Here is a 20,007-nt window from a genome sequence, read left to right as displayed (position 1 = left end):
CAGGATCGATGTTATGGGCTATATCCCGGATTCCAAGCGCTACGACACTATGAAGTACAATCGCTGTGGTCGCAGCGGCCTAAGACTGCCAGCGATTTCTCTCGGCCTTTGGCACAATTTCGGCGATGACACACCCCATAATCTCAAACAGGCAATTTGCCGTCAGGCATTCGATCTCGGCATTACCCATTTCGATCTTGCCAATAATTACGGACCACCTCCCGGTTCTGCCGAGACAGCTTTTGGCGAAATCCTGCGTACGGATTTCAGAGCCCATCGCGATGAGTTGATTATCTCTTCCAAGGCAGGATATGGCATGTGGCCAGGCCCCTATGGCGAATGGGGTAGCCGGAAATATTTGATTGCCAGCTGCGACCAGAGCTTGAAGCGTCTGGGCCTCGACTATGTCGATATTTTCTACTCCCATCGTTTCGATCCAGATACGCCGCTTGAAGAAACGATGATGGCCTTGGACCATATTGTGCGGTCTGGCCGCGCTCAATATGTTGGGCTTTCCTCGTATAATTCTCATCGCACGCGCGAAGCGGCTGCCATTCTTGAAGAACTTGGCACGCCATGCCTTATTCACCAGCCAAGCTACTCCATGATTAACCGCTGGATCGAGGAAGATGGTTTGGTTGATACTTTGGAAGATCTGGGAATTGGCTCGATTGTATTTTCGCCGCTGGCTCAAGGAATGCTGACAGACAAATATCTCAAGGGTGTTCCTGAACAGAGTCGTGCTGCACAAGGAAAATCACTCAATCCTGACTTTCTTAGCGATCAGAATATCGCCAATATCCGTTCACTAAACGAGATTGCTTCGCGCCGCGAACAAACGCTCGCTCAAATGGCGTTGGCGTGGGTTTTGAGGAAAGGTCGTATTACGACGGCTTTGATTGGTGCGAGCAAGCCGCAGCAGGTCATTGATTGTGTAAAAGCGCTCGACAATCTTGAGTTCAGCGACGAGGAGTTGGCTCAGATTGATACCTATGCGAACGATGCCAATGTCAATCTTTGGGCTGCTTCGGCCGAACGAAAAGGGCCCGAGCGCAAGCCGGTCAAATTGGACTGACACGTCAGACAGAACAATGCTTCGGCGGCGGAGTAGGTCGCCGGGCACGTAAGCAATTGGCAGAACGCGCCAATTGTGCGAAATGTCTGCGCCAGAACAGAAATAGCCTGAACAAGCGGAATGGAACTTTTCAATGAAGATTGCGATGATCGGGACCGGATATGTCGGTCTGGTGTCGGGAGTGTGCTTTGCCGAATTCGGCTTCTCTGTCACATGCGTTGATAAAAACCCGGCTATTGTCGAGCGCTTGCAGGCGGGCGAAGTTACCATTTTCGAACCTGGCCTCGATGAATTGCTTGCGCGCAATGCGCGCGACGGCCGCCTGACATTTACCACCGAACTCGCTGAGACAGTTGCAGATGCCGACGTGATATTCGTAGCGGTCGGCACGCCATCGAGGCGCGGCGACGGCGAAGCAGACCTGCAATATATCTACGCGGCAGCCGATGAGATCGCTGCGGCGATGAAGCCAAATGCTGTCATTGTGATTAAGTCCACAGTGGTGGTCGGCACCAATGCCATCGTGCGCGACCGCATCTCCAAGGCCCGGCCCGGTGTGCCGTTTTCCATGGTGTCCAATCCGGAATTTCTTCGTGAAGGTTCAGCAGTTGAAGACTTTCTTCGACCGGACCGCGTTGTCGTCGGTGTTCATGACGATGCGGGAGCAGCTGCCATGAAGCGCGTTTATCGTCCGCTTTATCTGCGTGAGACGCCAATGATTGTGACCACTTTGGAAAATGCTGAAATCATCAAATATGCGGCCAATGCCTTTTTGGCCATGAAGGTCACCTTCATCAACGAAGTGGCAGACCTTTGCGAAAAGACAGGCGGAAATGTGCAGGATGTTGCCCGTGCCATCGGCATGGATAATCGCATCGGCTCAAAGTTCTTGCATGCCGGTCCGGGTTTCGGCGGTTCGTGTTTCCCGAAGGACACACGAGCTTACGCTGCAACGGGACGCAAGATGAATGCGCCTCAAACGCTGATCGAACAGGTTGTCACTGTCAATGAGCAGCGCAAACGGTCAATGGCTGAGCGGATTGTTGAAGCTGCGAAAAAGAGCGGGACCAAATCGATTGCCGTGCTTGGCATCGCATTCAAGCCGAATACGGATGATATTCGGGAGGCTCCAGCACTTGATATTATTCCAGCCTTGCAGAATGCAGGTCTTGCCGTGCGGGCGCATGATCCAGAAGCGCGCAGCGCTGCCGAGCCGGCTCTGCCCGGTGTTATCTGGTGCACCTCTGCCTATGATGCGATTGAAGGCGCCGGCATTACCGTGTTGCTGACGGAGTGGAACGCATACCGCGCACTTAATCTGAAAAAAGTCTCAGAATTGATGAGCGGCAATATTCTCTTCGACCTGCGTAATGTCTTTAATGAACAGGAACTCGAAGGCTCGGGCCTTGAATATTATTCAGTCGGCAGACCGCTTGTTAGGTAAGCCACCGCTTACACATCTTGAGTGAGTGCTCGCTTTTCATTGGCGATCAGCCAAAGGTTGCGGATATAGACAAATAAACCGAAGCCTTGGCCAGCTATGAATACAGGGTCCTTGCGGACGATCGCATAGACAAAAAGCAGCGCTCCGCCAAAAAGCGAAAAAAACCAGAAGGCTACAGGCATTACGCTTTTCTTTGCTTTTTCGGACGCGAGCCACTGGACGACGAAGCGCATGGTGAAACATCCCTGAGCGAAAAAGCCCAGCAAAATCCAGGCGTCAAACTGTTCGATAAAAACCGTATGCAGCCAATTGGAAAATGCTTCGGCCATTGCTGGTCTCCATATTATTCAGGGAGGGCTTTCCCTCTCGCGCGGGCTCAATATCACTGAATGACGCTCTGCACCATTGGGATTATGTGCGGTTGCGGATGTCACTCAATGATTTGGCCGGAGTGATCGCTTCCGGGTCCAAACGAATTTCGATGATCGCAGGCTTTCCGCTTTGTACCGCGCGTTGCCAAGCCCCTTCAAACTCACTGGTAGTTTCCACGGTTTCGCCATGACCACCATAGGCTCTTGCCAGCATTGCGAAGTCAGGATTGGTCAGGTCCGTGCCTGACACACGTCCAGGATATTCGCGCTCCTGATGCATGCGGATAGTGCCATAGATGCCATTATTGATGACGAGAACAATAATGGGCAGGTTGTACTTCACCGCAGTGGCGAAGTCCTGACCGTTCATGAGAAAGCAGCCATCGCCGGCGAAACATACTACCATGCGTTCAGGATGAATTTGTTTTGCAGCAACCGCCGCGGGTAGGCCATAGCCCATTGATCCTGATGTGGGAGCGGCTTGCGTTGCGAAACGGCGAAAACGATGGAACCGATGCAACCAGGTCGCGTAATTGCCGGCACCATTGGTCATGATTGCGTCTTCGGGCAGGACGGTTTCAAGATAGGACATGATTGGTCCCATCGCGACTTTGCCCGGTCCGCTTTGCGGAGGCGTGGACCAATCAAGATAGGATTTATGGGCAGTTTCTGCTTCACCGGGCCAATTAATATTGGATGGCGGTGCGAGATGTTCGACCACCTCAGCAAATGCGTCTGGCGCCGAATTGATCGAAAGAGCAGGCCGGTAAACCCGACCCAATTCATTTGCATCCGGATGGATATGGATGAGGGTTTGCTTGGGATACGGGCTGTCCATGAGTGTGTAGCCGGAAGAGGGCATTTCACCAAACCTTCCGCCTACAAGAAGTAAAACATCAGCTTCTTTCACCCGCTTGGCCAGCGCCGGATTAATGCCGATTCCGACATCGCCTGCATAGTTGGGATGTAGATTATCGAACAGCATCTGCCGCCTGAAGGAGCAACCCACGGGAAGGTGCCACTTCTCGGCAAAACGGGTGATTGATGCAACGGCATCTGCGCTCCAACGGGCCCCCCCCAATATCATGAATGGTTTGGAAGCAGCCTGTAATATGTCGGCAAGCTTTTCTATGCTGGCGGCGGACGGGCCGGTTTCTACGGGTTGCCATGCTTGTGCCGTCACGGTTTCTACCATGTCCGTGAGCATATCTTCAGGCAAAGCAAGAACAACCGGGCCTGGCCGTCCGGAGGTCGCGACAGAAAATGCTCGGGTTACGAATTCGGGAATACGCCGGGCATCATCAATCTCTGCGACCCATTTCGCTGTATCGGCAAAAAAGCGGCGGTATTCTACCTCCTGAAATGCCTCTCGTTCGCGGGCATCACGCTGAACCTGCCCGATGAACAGGATCATTGGAGTTGAATCCTGCATGGCGATATGTATGCCGGGTGAAGCATTCGTCGCGCCAGGTCCGCGTGTGACAAAGCAAATTCCAGGCTTTCCTGTGAGCTTGCCCCAAGCCTCCGCCATCATGGCGGCCCCGCCTTCCGCGCGGCAGATCGTTATGCCGATCTTCGCGTCATAAAGCGCGTCCAACACAGCCAGATAGCTTTCACCCGGTACGCAAAAGAGACGCTCCGCACCATTTGCGGCCAAAGCTTCAACGATCAATTCACCGCCCGTCTTCATTCGGATGCGTCCTTCAACTGTTGGAGTATATCGGCAGTGTGTTCGCCTAAGCGAGGCGAGGGCCGTGTGTAGGTCAATGGTGTTTGTGACATGATGATCGGCGTTCGCACAGAAGGGATAGAACTGCCATGGGAGTCTTCCAGGTCAAGTCGCAATTGCCGCGCCACGATCTGCGGATCGTCGAACATCTCACCAATCTTGTTGATCGGTCCCGCTGGCACCGCATTTTTGGCACAGGCGTTTAGCAGCTCAGCCCGGGTTCTTTTTGAGGTTTCCGTGCTGATGAGCGTTGTTAGTATCGTGCGATTTTCAAGTCTGGATCGGTTTGTGAGAAACCGCTCATCGCTGGCCCATTCCGGATGCTCGATGATTGAACAGAATCTGGCGAATTGCCCATCATTGCCGACAGCAAGGATCAGGTGTCCGTCAGATGTGGGAACAACCTCATAAGGGGAGATATTCGGGTGTGCATTGCCCATACGGTTCGGGCTTTTCCCCGTAGCCAGAAAATTCATTGCCTGATTGGCCATCACAGCTGACTGGACATCGAACAGCGCCATATCCACCATTTGACCTTGACCGGTCTTAGCGGCATGGGCAAGGGCGGCCTGAATGGCAATGACCGAATAGAGTCCGGTAAATACATCCGCGACTGCCAAACCTACTTTTTGAGGCTGGCCATCAGGGTCGCCCGTCACCGACATCAGGCCGGACATTCCCTGAATGATAAAGTCATAGCCAGCCTGCGATGCATATGGGCCGGTCTGGCCGAAACCTGTTATTGAACAGTAGACTAGTCTCGGGTTCTCAATGCTTAGGCTGGCGTAATCCAGTCCGTATTTTGCCAGTCCGCCCACCTTGAAATTTTCAAGCACAACATCAGCTGTCCGGCAGAGCGCTTTTACGGTTTCTTGTCCCTCAGCGGTTGTAAAATCGACCGTGATGGAGCGCTTGCCTCGGTTGCAAGAGTGAAAATACGCTGCGGAAAGGTTCTCGCCTTCTGCGCTGGTGATGAAAGGGGGCCCCCAGCCGCGTGTCTCGTCGCCGCCGGAGGGATTTTCCACCTTTATGACATCGGCTCCAAGATCAGCGAGAACCTGTCCGGCCCATGGGCCAGCCAGCACTCGGGCTAGTTCAATGACGCGTATGCCTTTAAGCGGGGCTGCCGCTTGCTCAGCAATCATCGGCTTGCCTTTGACGCTGTGTGGATAGCCCAATTGGCAAATTCGCTCATGATGAGTTCACGGTTGATTTCGTTTAGGCCCTCATGGCGCGTATCGGGATATATTTTGGTCGTAACGTCTGTAAAGCCGAGCTTGCGCATTCTATGGTCCAGATGATTGACGGAAGTGCCTTGTGCTGTCGCCGGATCTTTGGCACCGCCAACGAGGTTGAAGGGTAGGTTGCGACGCAATTTACTCAACAAGCTATCCTTTGCTCCGGTGAATACCAAATCGAATGTATCACGCCACATGCTCACAGTAGGGCTCCAGCCGCAAAGGGGATCCTTCACGTACAAATCGACCTCAGCAGAATCCCGCGAGAGCCAGTCAAAATCCGTTCGCGGATTGGCTACACTGCGATTCCATTCCTGAAATGTAAGTTTTGGCAGCAGCATGCTTGGGACATCAGAACCTAAAAACATACGTTCAGCCAGTAATAGGCATTGGGCGAACCTTCCCAACATTCCGGCCGAAAAATTTGCGTTCCAGACTGCAGCCGCATCCACTTTTTCTTGATGTTTGAAAACGTAATTAAGCGCGACAAGTCCGCCGAGGGAATGCCCGAAAATGATCAGGGGTAAATCCGGATAGCGTAGGCGCGCTTCATTGTTGACCGCATCAACATCGCGCAACACGGCGTCCATCCCATCTTTTGCAGCAAAGCGTCCCGCCGGTGCGTCTTGTGCTCTCGTCAGGCCATGCCCCCGATGATCATGTGCATAAATGTGAAAACCATGCTCGCTCAGAAATCCTGCAAAACGTTTGTAGCGCAAAGAATGCTCGGCCACTCCGTGATTTATTTGAATGATCCCGCGAACCCGACCCTTTGCGGGCATGTGTCGTATTGCAAGGGCTGCACCAGTACTGGTGGTCAAAACGTCGGTATCATCAAAACTCATGGCAACCTCTTTGCGAGAAGCCCAGTTGAGAGGGTGCCGTAAAATTAGTCAATGTGGAAAACAATCTACAAACTATTCTTAATTTTGGACTATTGTGCTCAATTATTAGTCAGGTGATTTGGTGTGCAATTTTATTTTGCAAAACCCCTTGCAAACCCGTTAAACTTGCCGCAGAACTTTAAACCTGAAGCATATGAGTTTCGCGGGTATTGCAATTTTGCGGTGTAATCGCGAATCGGATGATGTTGTTGCAATGACGAAACGTATTTCGTCTAGTTAGTTTACATGGCCGCTACCGGGAGAAGAGGACGCTTCCTGTTGCGGCACCAGAGGGGAAACCGGGTGACGGAAATATCCGCGCCCGGTTTCGCTCGTTTGGCGAAGGTCGAAATTGATGGGCATCCATTGCCACGGCTGAGGCTTTCGCCTACATACGGCGCAAATTCATTCAAAAGAAATCCCGAGCATCGGAGTGACGCGCGTTATGGCACGCCAATTCATCTATCACATGTCCGGCCTGAACAAGGCATATGGAACCAAGAAGGTTCTTGAGAATATCAACTTGTCCTTCTACCCAGACGCCAAGATTGGTATTCTGGGTCCAAATGGCGCCGGTAAGTCTACAGTTCTGAAAATCATGGCTGGTCTGGATAAGGAATATACAGGCGAGGCTTGGTTGGCGGATGGCGCTACCGTTGGCTATCTGGCGCAGGAACCTTATTTGGATCCAGCCAAGGACGTTATGGGCAATGTCATGGATGGCGTAGCCGACAAGAAGGCCATTCTCGATCGCTACAATGAATTGATGATGAATTACTCCGACGAGACCGCCGATGAAGGCGCCAAGTTACAGGATGTCATCGATTCTCAAAACCTCTGGGACCTTGAATCGCAAGTTGAGATGGCGATGGAAGCACTTCGTTGCCCACCCGGCGACAGCGAAGTAACCAATCTTTCCGGTGGTGAGCGCCGCCGTGTTGCTTTGTGCCGCTTGCTGCTGTCGCAGCCTGATCTTCTTCTGCTCGACGAACCGACCAACCATTTGGACGCTGAAACGACCGCCTGGCTTGAAAAACATCTGCGCGAATATAAGGGCTCCGTGCTTCTGATTACGCATGATCGCTACTTCCTAGACAATGTGACCGGCTGGATTCTCGAACTCGACCGTGGGCGCGGCATTGCTTATGAAGGCAATTACTCTGCCTATCTTGGTGCCAAGTCCAAGCGCATGCTGCAGGAAGGCCGTGAAGATGACTCCCGTCAGAAAGCTCTCGAGCGCGAACGCGAGTGGATTTCCGCCAGCCCGAAAGCACGTCAGGCAAAATCGAAGGCGCGTATCAAGGCCTATGATGCGCTCGTTGACGCCGCTAACGACCAGCGCCCCGGCGATGCCCAGATTCTGATACCGGCGGGTGAACGGCTGGGTCAGGTGGTTATCGAAGCCGAAAATCTCACCAAGTCTTTCGGTGATCGTGTGCTGATCGAAAACCTGACTTTCAAACTGCCACCCGGCGGTATTGTTGGCATTATTGGTCCGAACGGTGCGGGTAAAACCACTCTGTTCAAGATGATCACCGGTCAGGAAAAGCCGGATTCCGGCACTATTCGCGTCGGCGAGACTGTTAACCTCGGATATGTCGATCAGAGTCGCGATCACCTGAAAGCCGACAAGAATGTCTGGGAAGAAATTTCCGGCGGGACTGACATCATCAAGCTTGGCAAGCATGAGATGAACTCCCGCGCTTATGTTTCAGCATTCAACTTCAAGGGTACCGACCAGCAGCAGAAAGTTGGAAATCTTTCTGGTGGTCAGCGTAACCGCGTGCATCTGGCCAAGATGCTTCAGTCCGGTGGCAATGTTCTGCTCCTCGACGAACCGACAAATGATCTGGACACGGAAACCTTGGCAGCACTTGAAGATGCCTTGGAAAAATATGCAGGTTGCGCCGTGATCATCAGCCATGATCGCATGTTCCTTGACCGTCTCGCGACGCATATCCTGGCTTTCGAAGGCGATAGCCATGTCGAATGGTTTGAAGGCAATTTCGAAGATTATGAAAACGACAAGATTCGTCGTCTCGGTCCCGATAGCGTCAATCCAAAGCGTCCAAGCTACAAGCCTCTGACACGCTAAGTATAGGTGGGGAACCGCAAGGTTCCCCGTTGTCTTTGCTGGTGTAATCGCCAGATAATTTGCCGCTTTTCTAAAGCAGGGAACTCTTTGGAGCAAATGATGACTGACCTGTTCGTTAATCGTGACGAAATAGTCCCTTCGCGTAAGGTCAGTGGTCGTGTGATCGGGCTATTTGAGGCACTCGACAGGGATTTTGTCACTTCTCCAACAGATTCACTGGAACTGACTTTTGACGGTATTGTCGGTGACTTTCACGCGGGTCAGACGCGTCGCTCTGGCGGACGTGAGCCTTGGTATCCGCGTGGCACCGAGATGCGCAACGAACGCCACCTTTCCATTCTAAGTGCCGACGAGCTTGACGAGATCGCAGCAGGCATGGGCTTGCCTCAGCTGAAAGCTGAATGGATCGGTGGAAACATGGTGATTTCCGGTATTCCATCCCTTTCGATGCTACCACCCAGATCGCTGATGTTTTTTGAAGGTGGCGTGACGTTGAAAGTCGATGGACAGAATGCGCCCTGCAAGATTGCTGGTCGTTCTATTGCTTCGCATGCGGGTACTCCTGACGAAACCACCACTGCATTGGATTTTGTACGCGTGTCCAAGCGCTCGCGGGGTATCGTCGCTTGGGTTGAAAAGCCCGGGATCATACGCGCCGGTGAAAAAGTTGATATTCGTATTCCCGAACAGTGGATTTACAGGGTCTAAGGCTTGCGCCAAGTGCCTTTTCATGGCGAATAGAAAACAGGTCCGGTGCCAGCAATTTAGACGATTGCGGAGAATCGGGAAGCCGGTGAAAATCCGGCACGTGCCCAGCGCTGTAAGGGGAATGACCGTGCATTATGCCACGGTGGCCGAGAGGCCACAGGAAGGCGCACGGTTCAGCTGAACCCAAGTCAGAAGACCGGCCGGACCCCATAGCCCAAGCTGCGCGGACGGCGGCGAGGGCCTCAAGCGTTGTTAGGAGCAAACAATGCACGAAGCTTTTGATAGTCCGGTTCCAGCGGGTGATTTTACTGACGATGAGCGTGCGGCCGTTTATAAGGCGATTTATACCCGGCGAGACGTCCGCGATCAGTTTTTGTCAAAACCGATCGCCTATGATGTTTTGATGCGATTGCTCGATGCGGCGCACCATGCTCCATCTGTAGGCTTCATGCAGCCTTGGAACTTCATCACAATTCGCGATATGGCCCGCAAGAGGCAAGTGCACCGCGCTTTCGCCAAAGCCAACGAGGAAGCCAAGGCCCTGTTTCAAGATGAACGCCGGGCGCTGTATGCCTCTCTCAAATTGGAAGGCATCCTTAAAGCGCCGGTCAATTTATGCATCACCTGCGACCGGACACGCGGTGGAACGGTCGTGCTCGGTCGCACCCACAACCGCCAGATGGATGTCTATAGCACCGTTTGTGCAGTCCAAAATTTGTGGCTTGCTGCCCGTGCTGAAGGTATTGGCGTTGGCTGGGTGAGCATCTATCACGACAATGACATGCGCCAAATATTAGGTATTCCGGATCACGTTGAGATTGTTGCCTATCTATGCCTGGGCTATGTCGACGAGCTTTTTGATGCACCGGAGCTGGAAAAAAAGGGCTGGCGCAAAAGAATCCAATTACAGGACCTTATTTTTGAAGAAGGCTGGGGCCAGCTCAGCTCAGATCTTCCTCATCCGGATCCAGAAGACGTGTTGCCCGCCATTCCGTCAGTTTGCGATTAATCGCATCAAGCACGAAGAAACGAGCGGACTCTTTGTCATAGCCTTCGTCGCGCAGCGCATCATAGTCTGTATGTTGATGCCGCACATGGGCAATAGCGGCCAACCATACGGCAATCGGCGGCGGCAAGGTCTTCATGTGGGGCGCACCTGCGGCCGCGCGTATTGGTTCCGAATCGGAATAGGGAACGGCGGGTAAAAGCAAGGTCAGCGCTTTGTTGATTGAACGCTGACGGTTCGTTCCTGCACTCATTGATGTCTTTCTAATTTGATTCTGGCGCCTATTTCAGACGCGGCAGAAATTGTCGTCAATGGCAAAAACCTCTTGCCAATCGTCGCCTCATGACATAAACATATCTTTATGTCTTTTGAGGATTGGTTATGGACAGGCACAATCTTAATCTCGACCTGATGGTTGATACGTTGAAAGCGGCAGCTGAGCCTAGTCGGCTACGCATTCTTGCTTTGTTGTCGCGTGGTGATCTAACTGTTTCCGACCTCACATCCATTTTAGGACAATCTCAGCCGCGAGTGTCACGACATCTGAAATTGCTCTTTGAGGCAAGTCTTATCAACCGCTATCAGGAAGGCTCCTGGGCCTATTTCCGTTTGGCGGAATCATTGATTGTGGGAGATATTGCCCGTTCCCTGCTAGATCGCCTGGATTGTTCTGATCCCCTGCTGGAGCGTGACCTTGAACGTCTTTCCTCTGTGAAGCTTCAGCGCCGTGAACGTGCGGCTGCCTATTTTAGCGCGAATGCTTCAAGCTGGGATGCTATCCGCTCGTTGCATGTTCCAGACGGCGCTGTGGAAGAGGCCCTTACCAAGATCATAGGTGCAAGACCGTTTCAAGCGATGCTCGACGTCGGTACGGGTACCGGGCGCCTGCTTGAGCTCTTTGCTCCGCTCTACTTGCGCGGTGTCGGTATCGATATCAATCGCGACATGTTGACGATTGCCCGGTCAAATCTTGAGAAGTCCGGCATTGCCAACGCGCAAGTCCGTCAAGGTGACGTCTATTCCTTGCCGGTAGACAGAGAGTCTTTCGATCTGGTGACAATCCATCAGGTCTTGCACTTCCTTGATAATCCGGCCGAGGCCATTCGTGAAGCTGCACGTGCCTTGCGTCCTTCCGGCCGAATGTTGATCGTCGATTTTGCTCCACACGAACTTGAATTTCTACGCGACAGACATGCCCATTTGCGCCTCGGTTTTCATGATGGACAGATTAAAGACTGGCTGACGGAAGCCGGACTGACGCTGGAACAGAGCATGGAATTACAACCAAAAGATAAAGACAAACTGACTGTTAAATTGTGGCTGGCACGCGACCCACGCTTGCTAATTGCCGATCCTGTTTCAACCTCCCGCGTTACGGAGAGTGTCTAATGAGTTTTTTCCGCCAATCCCGCCGTGCCGATCTTGGTAGCAATATCAAGGTTTCATTCGAGTTCTTCCCGCCAAAGACCGAGGTGATGGAAGAGCGTCTCTGGGAGACTGTAACGCGTCTGGCTCCGCTTAATCCCGAATTTGTCTCTGTGACATATGGGGCAGGTGGCTCAACTCGTGAACGCACAGCCCGCACGATCAAGCGCATCTTAACCGAAACCGATGTGAATGCAGCGGCACATTTAACCTGTGTTGATGCCACGAAGGAAGAGGTGGACACGGTAATCCGCGAATTTGCCGCCATGGGTGTCAATCGCTTTGTCGCCTTGCGCGGCGATCCGGCAAGCGGCGTAGGTGCTCATTACAAACCGACACCGGGTGGGTATGAAAACGGTGCCGAACTTGTCGCTGGATTGAAAGCTTTCGCTGACTTCGATATTTCGGTGTCTGCATATCCCGAAAAGCATCCCGAGAGCCCGGATTTTGCTACCGACATCGATATGTTGAAGCGCAAGGTCGATAATGGCGCGACGCGTGCCATCACGCAGTTCTTCTTCGAGAACGACCAATATGAGCGCTATGTTGAAAAGGTGCGTCGTGCCGGAATCTATATTCCGATTTTGCCTGGCATACTTCCAATCCATAATTTCACCCAGGTTACCAATTTCTGCTCCAAAGCTGGTACTCACATACCTACATGGTTGGCAGAGCGGTTTGATGGATTGCAGAATGACGAGCAGACTCATGCTCTGGTAGCTTCAGCCGTCGCAGCGGAACAGGTTCTTGATCTGGTCGAACGTGGCGTGCAGGATTTCCATTTTTACACGATGAACAGGGCTGATCTCGCCTTTGCGATCTGTCATCTCATCGGTATTCGTCCGGAAGCTGTAGCACTCCAATCCAATCTGGCCGGTGCGGCAGCTTGATAACAGCTTGTAAAAGTGAAACGGCCCGGTTGCTATAACCGGGCCGTTTCTTTTGTTTCACTCACTTAACGGTCAGAGACCATATCCGTAGCGCTCATATTTCAATTCAAGGTATCAGTCCTACGACCATTGCACCAATAAATGCGAACGCTGCACAGATCATAAGGACATTCATCGATCGAGTTAGTCCCATCGCTTGTCTCCTGCAGTTAACCCCCATAACATAGCGCAAATTCGCCACAGAAAAAGCCCAAATATTACCGAACGATGACAAAGAGTGTAGAAATTTTTTCTACAGCAACGATAAGTTTTTGAAACTAAACGTATTTAAACGTTTGAAAATGTCGAAAAAATCGAAAAAATTCTTTGCTGGCGGTAAAATTTTGCAGTGCAATAAAATTATCGCAGTTCTCGTTAGCGTGTTGCTTTGCCACATTTCGAACAGGATTAAGCCTTGGAGTTTCGGGCTAACTACAGAAATTTTATGACAATTCTATCTATTCGGCTTTCTGGAAAGCGCTAGAATACGGCCATCAATGATCAGCAGACCCAAAGCGATGAGGGCCATTCCGGCAATGTCTTGCACCGCCAGTTTCTCGCTAAGAAAAATTGTTCCAAGTAAAACGGCGCTGACCGGAACAATCAGGGTGACGAGGGAGGCATTGGTTGCTCCCGAAGCTTTCACGATTGAAAAGAACAGGATATAGGCGAAAGCTGTCGATAGCAGCCCCAATCCGAGAATGGCGGACCAGACGCCCAGGCTAATCCCATCCAAATGCGGCATGCCGTCATGGAGGAGTACGACAGGGATCATGATAAGAGTGGATGCTGTCATCTGTCCGGTTGCCGTTACTGTTGGCGGGATGCCTTTAAAGCGTTTGGCCAGGATGCTCGCGAAGGCGTAGGATATAGTTGCGGTTATGACAGCAAGCTCGGCCCATAGCGGCCCGCCAAGGCCAGTCAAAATTCCAGGCCCGATCATGACCACAATACCCACGATACCCATGAAAATGCCGGCAAGCTTGGCTGCCGTAACCTTTTCGTCGGCGGTCAGTATGGTCGCCAATATGACCGTCCAGATAGGGGTCGTTGCATTGAAGATAGAGGCAAGACCAGCACCTAGCGCTGTTTGCCCGATGAAAAGCAAAGAAAAGGGAATGACATTGTTCAACAGGCCGAGTCCGGCAAAACCGAGCGCGTGGCGACGATAGTCCCAGAAATTAACACCGCGGCTTCCAAGATAAATATGCAGCGCCAGGGCTGCTATGACAACGCGAAACAACACCAGCGTGAGGGGTGGAACGACTTGTACAGCGATGCGCGCGAAGAAGAATGATCCACCCCAAATAGCACCTAACAACAGCAATTGCAGCCAGACAAATCCGGACATGGAAAGGGTCGGCGGCACTTTGGCATCAGCTACGGACACGGCAATTACCCTTTCATGGTAAGCAGATTGCAAATCCTTAGCCATTTTATGGCGAGTCGCCACCCGATTCTTGCAACAAGTCGCGACTTTCATCCGTCACTTTCCCTTGCTAAGAGTCTGGAATGACGCAAGACACACAGATGCAACGATTCGCCACCGCCCGTGATGCAGCGCTTGAATTGCGCCCGGATCAACCGGTTTATTGCTTCAGGCCTCAGGTCCTCATCGAGGACGCTCATAACTTCATGAAGATGTTTCCTGGCGAGACCGCTTATGCGGTTAAAACCAATGGTGAAAATCTGGTGCTGGAAACACTCGCCCGTAACGGCATCAATACATTTGACGTGGCCTCGCCGGGGGAGTTCGCAGCTGTTCGAAAAGTGGCACCCAATGCGCATATGCTCTACATGCATCCGATCAAAGCGCAATCGGACATCCGTCTGGCTCTTGAAACCTATGGTATCCGCATCCTTGCCGTAGACCATGAAGATGAGATCGCCAAGGTGACCCGCATTGTGCGGGCTTTGGATATCGATCCGGGCAGCATAACTCTCTACATTCGGTTGCAGACAAAGGGACATGCAGCATACGAGCTTTCAAAGAAATTCGGTGCTGCTCCGGCCCATGCCGTGGAATTGCTGCAGCGTTCAGAAAAAATTGGCTACAAAGTCGGCCTTTGCTTCCATGTTGGCAGTCAGATTGAAGATCCCGATACCTACGAACGCGCATTGCGCGCTGCCGATTGGGTCAGAAATCGCGCAGGAGTGACATTGGCAGGGCTTGATGTGGGCGGTGGTTTCCCGGCCGAGTATGGTCATGATCCCAAGCGCAAACAGGTCGAAATGCCCTCGCTCGGGCAATTAATGTCGCGTTTGCGCGGCGATATCAATGAATATGGTTTTGGAGATTTGCCGCTGGTTGCCGAACCCGGACGGGTTATTGTTGCGCGGGCCTTTTCGCTGATTGTTCGAGTGCTTCTGCGCAAAGGCAGACGGCTTTACATCAATGATGGTATCTGGGCATCGCTTTCGGATTCCTGGACTGGAAAAATCACTTTGCCAGCCCGGTTTATCCCAGACCCTGCCAAGAAACATCGCAATGGCAATCCTGAAACGATTGTGCCTTTCCGTGTTTGCGGGGCAACTTGCGATTCCGTTGATATTTTGTCCCGCCCATTCTGGCTGCCGGAAACCGTGGATACCGGCGACTGGATCGAGATTGGCAATATCGGTGCCTATTCTCTGTCGTTGCGTACCCGGTTTAACGGTTTCTACCCCGATACATTTGTCGAGGTGGAAACACCGTTTGAGGCGGGCGGACGGCCGGAAGGGTTTGCTTCGCTGGAGACGATGGAATACGCCTCACAAGACCTATAGCTTGTTCAGAAGTTCCGGTGTTGGCCAGGAATCGGCTGGCAGGCCTAGCCGCATTTGTTCCTCGCGGACGGCGTCGCGGGTAAGAATGCCGAACACGCCATCAATTTTCGGGCCCATATCGTGGCCGCGCGCTGCCAGCTTGTTCTGCAGTTCTTTCATCTGTTCAGGGTTGAGTCCCTGTTCGGGCGTTGTCTGCTCCAACGGGCCTGCCCCTGCCAGCCGCGTAGCGAAATAAGCGGCCGTGGTCGCGTAGATGATGGACTTATTCCATTCTACAAAGATATCGAAGTTTGAATAGGAAAGGAAAGCTGGACCCTTTCGGCCCATCGGCAATAATAGCGATGCGTCGCCATCATCCGGGCCAAGCGGCCCCTTTAGGCCGGTTACACCCCATTCAGCCCATTTGGAGTGTGGCAGACGATTGGTGCGGATGGCGTTCTCCCATGGGAGTTCTTTGGTGAGTTTGACCTCTTCGAGCCATGGCTCGCCTTTGCGCCAGCCAAGATCGCGCATAACACGGGCGGCGGTCATGATCGCATCGGGTGCGGAGCCTTTCAGGTCAACCTTGCCATCACCGTCGCCATCAACGCCACGCTCAAGATAATCGGTCGGCAACATCTGCATTTGGCCAATTTCGCCAGCCCACGCACCGGTCGTCTTTGCATCAACAACGCCGCTGTCAAATAGCTTGAGCAGTGCAATCAATTGCGGGCGGAAAAGTTCAGGCCTACGGCAGTCGAAGGATAGCGTCAGAAGGGCATTCAGCGTATCGAAATCGCCCTGGACGGCACCAAAATCCGTCTCGAGGCCCCAAAAGGCCGAAATCACAGGACCGGGGACACCATATTCGGCCTCGGCTTTGGCAAAAGTATCGGCATATTTCTTCAGATTGGCTGCGCCCTGCTTCAGGCGGTAATCAGCAACCATGCGAGATGAAAACGTCAAAAATGTCTGGCTGAAAACGCCCTGCGCACGGTCGCGTTCCAAAACCTTGTCGTCCATCGAAGCCTTGAAAAGCTCGCTGATGCCTTTATCGCTGACACCCGCTGCCTTTGCTTCGGCGATCAAGCCATTGAACCAGGGTTCAAGTTCGCCTCCACAGGCGGGTTTGGCGACAACAGGTTGAGCTGGTGCAACCTGATCCAGAGCTTGAGCACTGGAAATGGTAAGCAGACTTGCGGCGATGGCGATCGATATTTTATTCATTGGGAAATCTCGTTGATGACGGGCGCGCCAAGGCACGCACACTTTCCCTGCTAATGCACGATAACCGTCGTCAGGTGAAGTCACAGAATAGAGAGAACTGTTCGACTCAAAGCTTTATCGAACCTTGTTGCGCGCCAGCCACTGTTTCCATGCGCTTTCGCTGCCGGCAAAAACATTGATATCGGCATCTCCGCGTATGCCGGGGATGGAACCCGTTCCGGTATATTGCCAGAAGGTCCAAGGATGCGGTCCATATTTCTCATCAGGATGCCCCGCAACCGAGCGAAGCCAGAAAGGATAATCGGCGAGTTGGCGCAAATCATTGTCATCAAAGAAATCGACAGTGGTATAAATGATGGGGCGCTTGCCGTAGTGACGCTGTACGATGTCAATGAAGGTGCGCATCTCGCTGCGAACAATTGCTGCATTCGGTCTCAGCTTGCAGGTGGGTGATGCGGCGTTCCATTCCATATCCAGTACTGGCGGCAGGGCACCCGGGTCATTCGGCACATTGCGGATGAACCAACGGGCCTGATCGGCGGCAGAGCGGCAGAAATAGTAAAAATGGTAAGCACCACGCGGAACACCTGCAGCTCTTGCTGCTGCCCAATTTTCTGCAAAGCGGTCATCGACCCGGTCACCACCTTCCGTGGCCTTGATAAAGGCAAAAGAGATGCGGCTCGAGCGTGCAGTCTGCCAGTTTATGGTGGATTGATATTTGGAAACGTCCGTGCCGTGTATCGGATAATGCCAAGGTGTTTTTCCGGTCCATTCATGTGGATCGCTATCACCGTAGCGCGGTGCCTTGACATTGCCGGAGGGCGCATCCATCTGGCGTGTCGCGGAGGGTTTCCTGGCGTCCTCAAAATTATAATCGACGGTCGTACAGCCGGTTAAAACGAGTGTCATCAAAGCGGCTGCAAGACGTTTCATATAAAATTTCCGCGGCTAGATCATTGTTCGGCATTGGTGCGATCTTACAGATGCACTATTATGCTTAACAGATCATGAGCGGTCGCGCTGACCCACGTGGGATCGAAATTACATACCGTTCCGGCGTATAGTCGTTATCCAGGCAAATCCGCGATAAAGCCGTTGTTTCTGCACTGTGGCATTGTTTTTCAATGCAATGGATTCGGCAATATCGAACAGATCATTGCGCGGCGTGACATGATACCAGTCCAGCCACTTATAGAGTGCTTTGCGGGAAACGGACGGCAGATCGGCCAGATCACCGAAGTCAACAATATGAAGAGAGCCGTGCGGAGCAAGGTGGCTGACCGCTTCATGCATTACCAACTGCCATTGCGGGATCATTGAAACGGCGTAGGAGATAAAAATTCGGTCAAAATGCCGACGCGCGAAAAGAGCTTGGGGATTAAAGTCGGCTGCGTCTGCATAGGCGAGCTTGGCCCGCTTACCAAGACCGGCTATCTCTATTTTCTTATGCGCGGTTGCGAGCATTTCGTTCGAAATATCAATGCCGTAGAGGGAAGTCTTTGGATAAGCCTCGCCAGCAAGAATCAAATTCCGGCCTGTTCCGCATCCAATCTCGAGGATCGAGCCGCGTTCTGGCGGATTGAGACCGGCAATCATGGGGTCGCGGCCCAGCAGATAATATTTACGTGTTACATCGTAGAAATGGCGTTGATGCCGATAGACGCGATCCATAAGAGGACCATGTTCGATCTTCGTAAACATGATTCAGCCTCGGAATGTGTACAAATGAAATCCGCCATAAATAGAAGATCGGTCGCGCGCATGAAGCGTTTTCGACTGATCTTCCTTGTATTCCCACTGCGCTAGCGTTGCGTCATCGACACGGCCCGGCAAAAGAGAGGGCTCGGCGGCTGTGCGGAAGATTACCCGCGCGCCGGGAGCGGCTGTGCGGGTAATTTCAGTCCAAAGCTCATTGAGCTGCGTATCGTTCATCCAGTCTTGAGCATCCAGCAATATGAAGCGATCCACTGAATTTTCAGGCTTTGCGCTCAGAAACTCCGTGTAGGACGCATTGACGACGCTCATTCGGCCGGCACGTTCACGCACTGCCGCAAAATTGTTGCGGGATAAATAAGGCGGTAGCGGACCGGTCTCCGCATTGTCGCTATAGCCGCGGCCAAAGGCTTGCCAAGCAAAATAGTTTTCTGAAAGCGGAAAACCGCAGGCGAGTTTTTCAAGGCGCCCACGCAATACCTCAGCCATATCGCCGTTTCCTGCAGTTGCAAGGGCATCATACTGCTGTGGTGGAATTCCGAGGCCAAAAAGCGAAGACTTCCGTGCGGTCGCCCAGCGGATCATACGTTTGTCAAAGAGCGGGGCGAGGGCGGTGTCGAAATAAACCCGTTGTTCGGCAAGTGTCGATGCCTTCAGAATATCGCGCGGGTCAATACCGTAGAGTCTGGCAACGCGATGCCCCATGCCGATAAACAGGCCAAGCAGGCCATGGCGGTAAAGGTCGCGCGAAAAAATGGAGATACGCCGCCGGCCGGACACCATCCGCTTCTCCCAATAGGAGCGGCTGGTTGCATCAAGGTGCGGCCGGATGAAGCGTTCATAGGCCGTTAGATTGGATTTGCTGTCGGCAGTTCCATAGAACCGATAAAAGGCATCGTAATTGGGAAGATTGACGACAGCAGCAAGCTTGAGGCGGTTGAAGGCAACGTGAGCCGTATTGAGATCAACGGCTTCAACACTGGCAGGATCAGCCGTCAAATAGGACATGGCATTACAGCCGCCGGATGCAATCGTAACAATTCGATGACCGGCACCAATCTGCAGGGCCTCCATATCAACTTCCGGATCTTCCCATATTTGCGGATAGACCAGTCCCTTGAAAACGTGAGCAAATAGTCTTTCAGACAATCCGGCGCGTGATAGAAGCCGGTTTTGCCGAACAGCCCTGTTCAGTTTTTCATTGCCGATATGCGAGCGAGGAGGCGGCGTATTTGCAGACTGTCGAGCAACTGGCATCCAAACGAATCCCCTTTATTGGAAATTCCTGCTCGCCTAGCACCCGCATGTAACAAGTTGGTGACGCCGCTGTGACGTAATGGATGAAGCTGATGACAATTTGATTCAAATTTTATTGATAAGTATTGGTTTTCGAATCTGATTCTTCCGCCTTGTGCTGA

At 52.5% G+C, this 20,007-nt stretch carries 18 protein-coding genes and 1 riboswitch; of the genes, 8 read left to right on the top strand and 10 right to left on the bottom strand.

Going from position 1 to position 20,007, the window contains the following annotated elements; translation table 11 throughout:
• The first annotated feature begins 13 nt into the window (after positions 1-13).
• Positions 14-1,075, top strand: coding sequence for an L-glyceraldehyde 3-phosphate reductase (gene mgrA, locus AC6CHM_RS06490; protein WP_307286163.1), 1,062 nt, complete (start codon positions 14-16; stop codon positions 1,073-1,075).
• Between the two features lie 133 nt (positions 1,076-1,208).
• Positions 1,209-2,519 carry a UDP-glucose dehydrogenase family protein gene (locus tag AC6CHM_RS06485; protein ID WP_498172428.1) on the top strand — a complete coding sequence of 437 codons (1,311 nt, stop codon included), beginning with the start codon at positions 1,209-1,211 and terminating at the stop codon, positions 2,517-2,519.
• An 8-nt stretch (positions 2,520-2,527) separates the two neighbouring features.
• Here AC6CHM_RS06485 and AC6CHM_RS06480 read toward each other — a convergent pair whose 3' ends face one another.
• From AC6CHM_RS06480 to AC6CHM_RS06465, 4 genes are all read right to left on the bottom strand, one after another.
• On the bottom strand, positions 2,528-2,848 hold the full coding sequence (locus tag AC6CHM_RS06480; RefSeq protein ID WP_115052516.1) for a lipid-A-disaccharide synthase N-terminal domain-containing protein: 321 nt from the start codon (positions 2,846-2,848) through the stop codon (positions 2,528-2,530).
• Between the two features lie 82 nt (positions 2,849-2,930).
• Entirely contained in the window at positions 2,931-4,580 is a 1,650-nt protein-coding gene (locus tag AC6CHM_RS06475; protein WP_498172427.1) for a thiamine pyrophosphate-binding protein, read from the bottom strand.
• Entirely contained in the window at positions 4,577-5,764 is a 1,188-nt protein-coding gene (locus AC6CHM_RS06470) for a CaiB/BaiF CoA transferase family protein (RefSeq protein WP_498172426.1), read from the bottom strand. Before AC6CHM_RS06470 ends, AC6CHM_RS06475 begins: the two co-directional genes overlap by 4 nt.
• Positions 5,761-6,702: an alpha/beta fold hydrolase gene (locus AC6CHM_RS06465; RefSeq protein WP_498172425.1), complete on the bottom strand. Its 942-nt coding sequence runs from the start codon at positions 6,700-6,702 to the stop codon at positions 5,761-5,763. Before AC6CHM_RS06465 ends, AC6CHM_RS06470 begins: the two co-directional genes overlap by 4 nt.
• A gap of 484 nt (positions 6,703-7,186) precedes the next feature.
• Between AC6CHM_RS06465 and ettA the strand changes: the two genes are divergently transcribed.
• From ettA to bluB, 3 genes are all read left to right on the top strand, one after another.
• A complete protein-coding gene (ettA, locus tag AC6CHM_RS06460) occupies positions 7,187-8,836 on the top strand; it encodes an energy-dependent translational throttle protein EttA (protein ID WP_115052520.1) in 1,650 nt (549 codons plus the stop codon).
• Between the two features lie 99 nt (positions 8,837-8,935).
• Positions 8,936-9,544 (top strand): MOSC domain-containing protein, encoded by a 609-nt coding sequence (locus AC6CHM_RS06455; RefSeq protein ID WP_498172670.1) that lies wholly within the window; start codon positions 8,936-8,938, stop codon positions 9,542-9,544.
• Positions 9,545-9,570: 26 nt separating this feature from the next.
• Positions 9,571-9,763: riboswitch (cobalamin riboswitch) on the top strand.
• Positions 9,764-9,809: 46 nt separating this feature from the next.
• The gene (gene bluB / locus AC6CHM_RS06450) at positions 9,810-10,553 is read left to right on the top strand and encodes a 5,6-dimethylbenzimidazole synthase (protein ID WP_498172423.1); all 744 of its coding nucleotides are present in this window, start codon (positions 9,810-9,812) and stop codon (positions 10,551-10,553) included.
• Here bluB and AC6CHM_RS06445 read toward each other — a convergent pair.
• Positions 10,486-10,803 (bottom strand): DUF2293 domain-containing protein, encoded by a 318-nt coding sequence (locus AC6CHM_RS06445; RefSeq protein ID WP_115052523.1) that lies wholly within the window; start codon positions 10,801-10,803, stop codon positions 10,486-10,488. The genes bluB and AC6CHM_RS06445 overlap by 68 nt on opposite strands.
• A gap of 128 nt (positions 10,804-10,931) precedes the next feature.
• Between AC6CHM_RS06445 and AC6CHM_RS06440 the strand changes: the two genes are divergently transcribed.
• Together AC6CHM_RS06440 and metF are read left to right on the top strand one after the other, a co-directional pair.
• Positions 10,932-11,939, top strand: coding sequence for an ArsR/SmtB family transcription factor (locus tag AC6CHM_RS06440; protein ID WP_115052524.1), 1,008 nt, complete (start codon positions 10,932-10,934; stop codon positions 11,937-11,939).
• The gene (gene metF / locus AC6CHM_RS06435; RefSeq protein ID WP_115052525.1) at positions 11,939-12,865 is read left to right on the top strand and encodes a methylenetetrahydrofolate reductase [NAD(P)H]; all 927 of its coding nucleotides are present in this window, start codon (positions 11,939-11,941) and stop codon (positions 12,863-12,865) included. The genes AC6CHM_RS06440 and metF overlap by 1 nt, the downstream gene beginning before the upstream one ends.
• Positions 12,866-13,358: 493 nt before the next feature.
• Here the strand turns inward: metF and AC6CHM_RS06430 are convergent, their stop codons facing one another.
• A complete protein-coding gene (locus AC6CHM_RS06430) occupies positions 13,359-14,255 on the bottom strand; it encodes a DMT family transporter (RefSeq protein WP_337354781.1) in 897 nt (298 codons plus the stop codon).
• Positions 14,256-14,434: 179 nt separating this feature from the next.
• Between AC6CHM_RS06430 and AC6CHM_RS06425 the strand changes: the two genes are divergently transcribed.
• Entirely contained in the window at positions 14,435-15,670 is a 1,236-nt protein-coding gene (locus AC6CHM_RS06425; protein WP_115052526.1) for an alanine racemase, read from the top strand.
• On the opposite strand, the gene AC6CHM_RS06420 is transcribed toward AC6CHM_RS06425, so the two are convergent.
• The 4 genes from AC6CHM_RS06420 to AC6CHM_RS06405 all read right to left on the bottom strand — a co-directional run bounded on the left by AC6CHM_RS06420 (position 15,665) and on the right by AC6CHM_RS06405 (position 19,846).
• Positions 15,665-16,876, bottom strand: coding sequence for a lytic murein transglycosylase (locus AC6CHM_RS06420; RefSeq protein ID WP_307279239.1), 1,212 nt, complete (start codon positions 16,874-16,876; stop codon positions 15,665-15,667). The genes AC6CHM_RS06425 and AC6CHM_RS06420 overlap by 6 nt on opposite strands.
• 114 nt (positions 16,877-16,990) lie before the next feature.
• Positions 16,991-17,809, bottom strand: a complete 819-nt coding sequence (locus AC6CHM_RS06415; protein WP_498172422.1) for a glycoside hydrolase family 25 protein — start codon at positions 17,807-17,809, stop codon at positions 16,991-16,993.
• A gap of 108 nt (positions 17,810-17,917) precedes the next feature.
• A complete protein-coding gene (locus tag AC6CHM_RS06410) occupies positions 17,918-18,577 on the bottom strand; it encodes a class I SAM-dependent methyltransferase (protein ID WP_307279235.1) in 660 nt (219 codons plus the stop codon).
• 3 nt (positions 18,578-18,580) lie between these two features.
• On the bottom strand, positions 18,581-19,846 hold the full coding sequence (locus AC6CHM_RS06405) for a BtaA family protein (RefSeq protein ID WP_498172420.1): 1,266 nt from the start codon (positions 19,844-19,846) through the stop codon (positions 18,581-18,583).
• Positions 19,847-20,007: the final 161 nt, after the last annotated feature.

Source organism: Phyllobacterium sp. GQ127 (genome assembly GCF_059758635.1).
The sequence above is the reverse complement of the archived record's forward strand: the minus strand, read 5'-3'. Positions and strand labels throughout refer to the sequence as shown.

Coding starts and splice junctions, on each gene's coding strand:
- AC6CHM_RS06410 (WP_307279235.1), bottom strand. CDS start 18,577: ATGTTTACGAAGATCGAACATGGTCCTCTTATGGATCGCGTCTATCGG.
- AC6CHM_RS06445 (WP_115052523.1), bottom strand. CDS start 10,803: ATGAGTGCAGGAACGAACCGTCAGCGTTCAATCAACAAAGCGCTGACC.
- AC6CHM_RS06480 (WP_115052516.1), bottom strand. CDS start 2,848: ATGGCCGAAGCATTTTCCAATTGGCTGCATACGGTTTTTATCGAACAG.
- mgrA (WP_307286163.1), top strand. CDS start 14: ATGGGCTATATCCCGGATTCCAAGCGCTACGACACTATGAAGTACAAT.
- AC6CHM_RS06420 (WP_307279239.1), bottom strand. CDS start 16,876: ATGAATAAAATATCGATCGCCATCGCCGCAAGTCTGCTTACCATTTCC.
- AC6CHM_RS06440 (WP_115052524.1), top strand. CDS start 10,932: ATGGACAGGCACAATCTTAATCTCGACCTGATGGTTGATACGTTGAAA.
- AC6CHM_RS06415 (WP_498172422.1), bottom strand. CDS start 17,809: ATGAAACGTCTTGCAGCCGCTTTGATGACACTCGTTTTAACCGGCTGT.
- ettA (WP_115052520.1), top strand. CDS start 7,187: ATGGCACGCCAATTCATCTATCACATGTCCGGCCTGAACAAGGCATAT.
- AC6CHM_RS06430 (WP_337354781.1), bottom strand. CDS start 14,255: ATGTCCGGATTTGTCTGGCTGCAATTGCTGTTGTTAGGTGCTATTTGG.
- metF (WP_115052525.1), top strand. CDS start 11,939: ATGAGTTTTTTCCGCCAATCCCGCCGTGCCGATCTTGGTAGCAATATC.
- AC6CHM_RS06475 (WP_498172427.1), bottom strand. CDS start 4,580: ATGAAGACGGGCGGTGAATTGATCGTTGAAGCTTTGGCCGCAAATGGT.
- AC6CHM_RS06405 (WP_498172420.1), bottom strand. CDS start 19,846: ATGCCAGTTGCTCGACAGTCTGCAAATACGCCGCCTCCTCGCTCGCAT.
- AC6CHM_RS06455 (WP_498172670.1), top strand. CDS start 8,936: ATGACTGACCTGTTCGTTAATCGTGACGAAATAGTCCCTTCGCGTAAG.
- AC6CHM_RS06470 (WP_498172426.1), bottom strand. CDS start 5,764: ATGATTGCTGAGCAAGCGGCAGCCCCGCTTAAAGGCATACGCGTCATT.
- AC6CHM_RS06465 (WP_498172425.1), bottom strand. CDS start 6,702: ATGAGTTTTGATGATACCGACGTTTTGACCACCAGTACTGGTGCAGCC.
- AC6CHM_RS06425 (WP_115052526.1), top strand. CDS start 14,435: ATGCAACGATTCGCCACCGCCCGTGATGCAGCGCTTGAATTGCGCCCG.
- bluB (WP_498172423.1), top strand. CDS start 9,810: ATGCACGAAGCTTTTGATAGTCCGGTTCCAGCGGGTGATTTTACTGAC.
- AC6CHM_RS06485 (WP_498172428.1), top strand. CDS start 1,209: ATGAAGATTGCGATGATCGGGACCGGATATGTCGGTCTGGTGTCGGGA.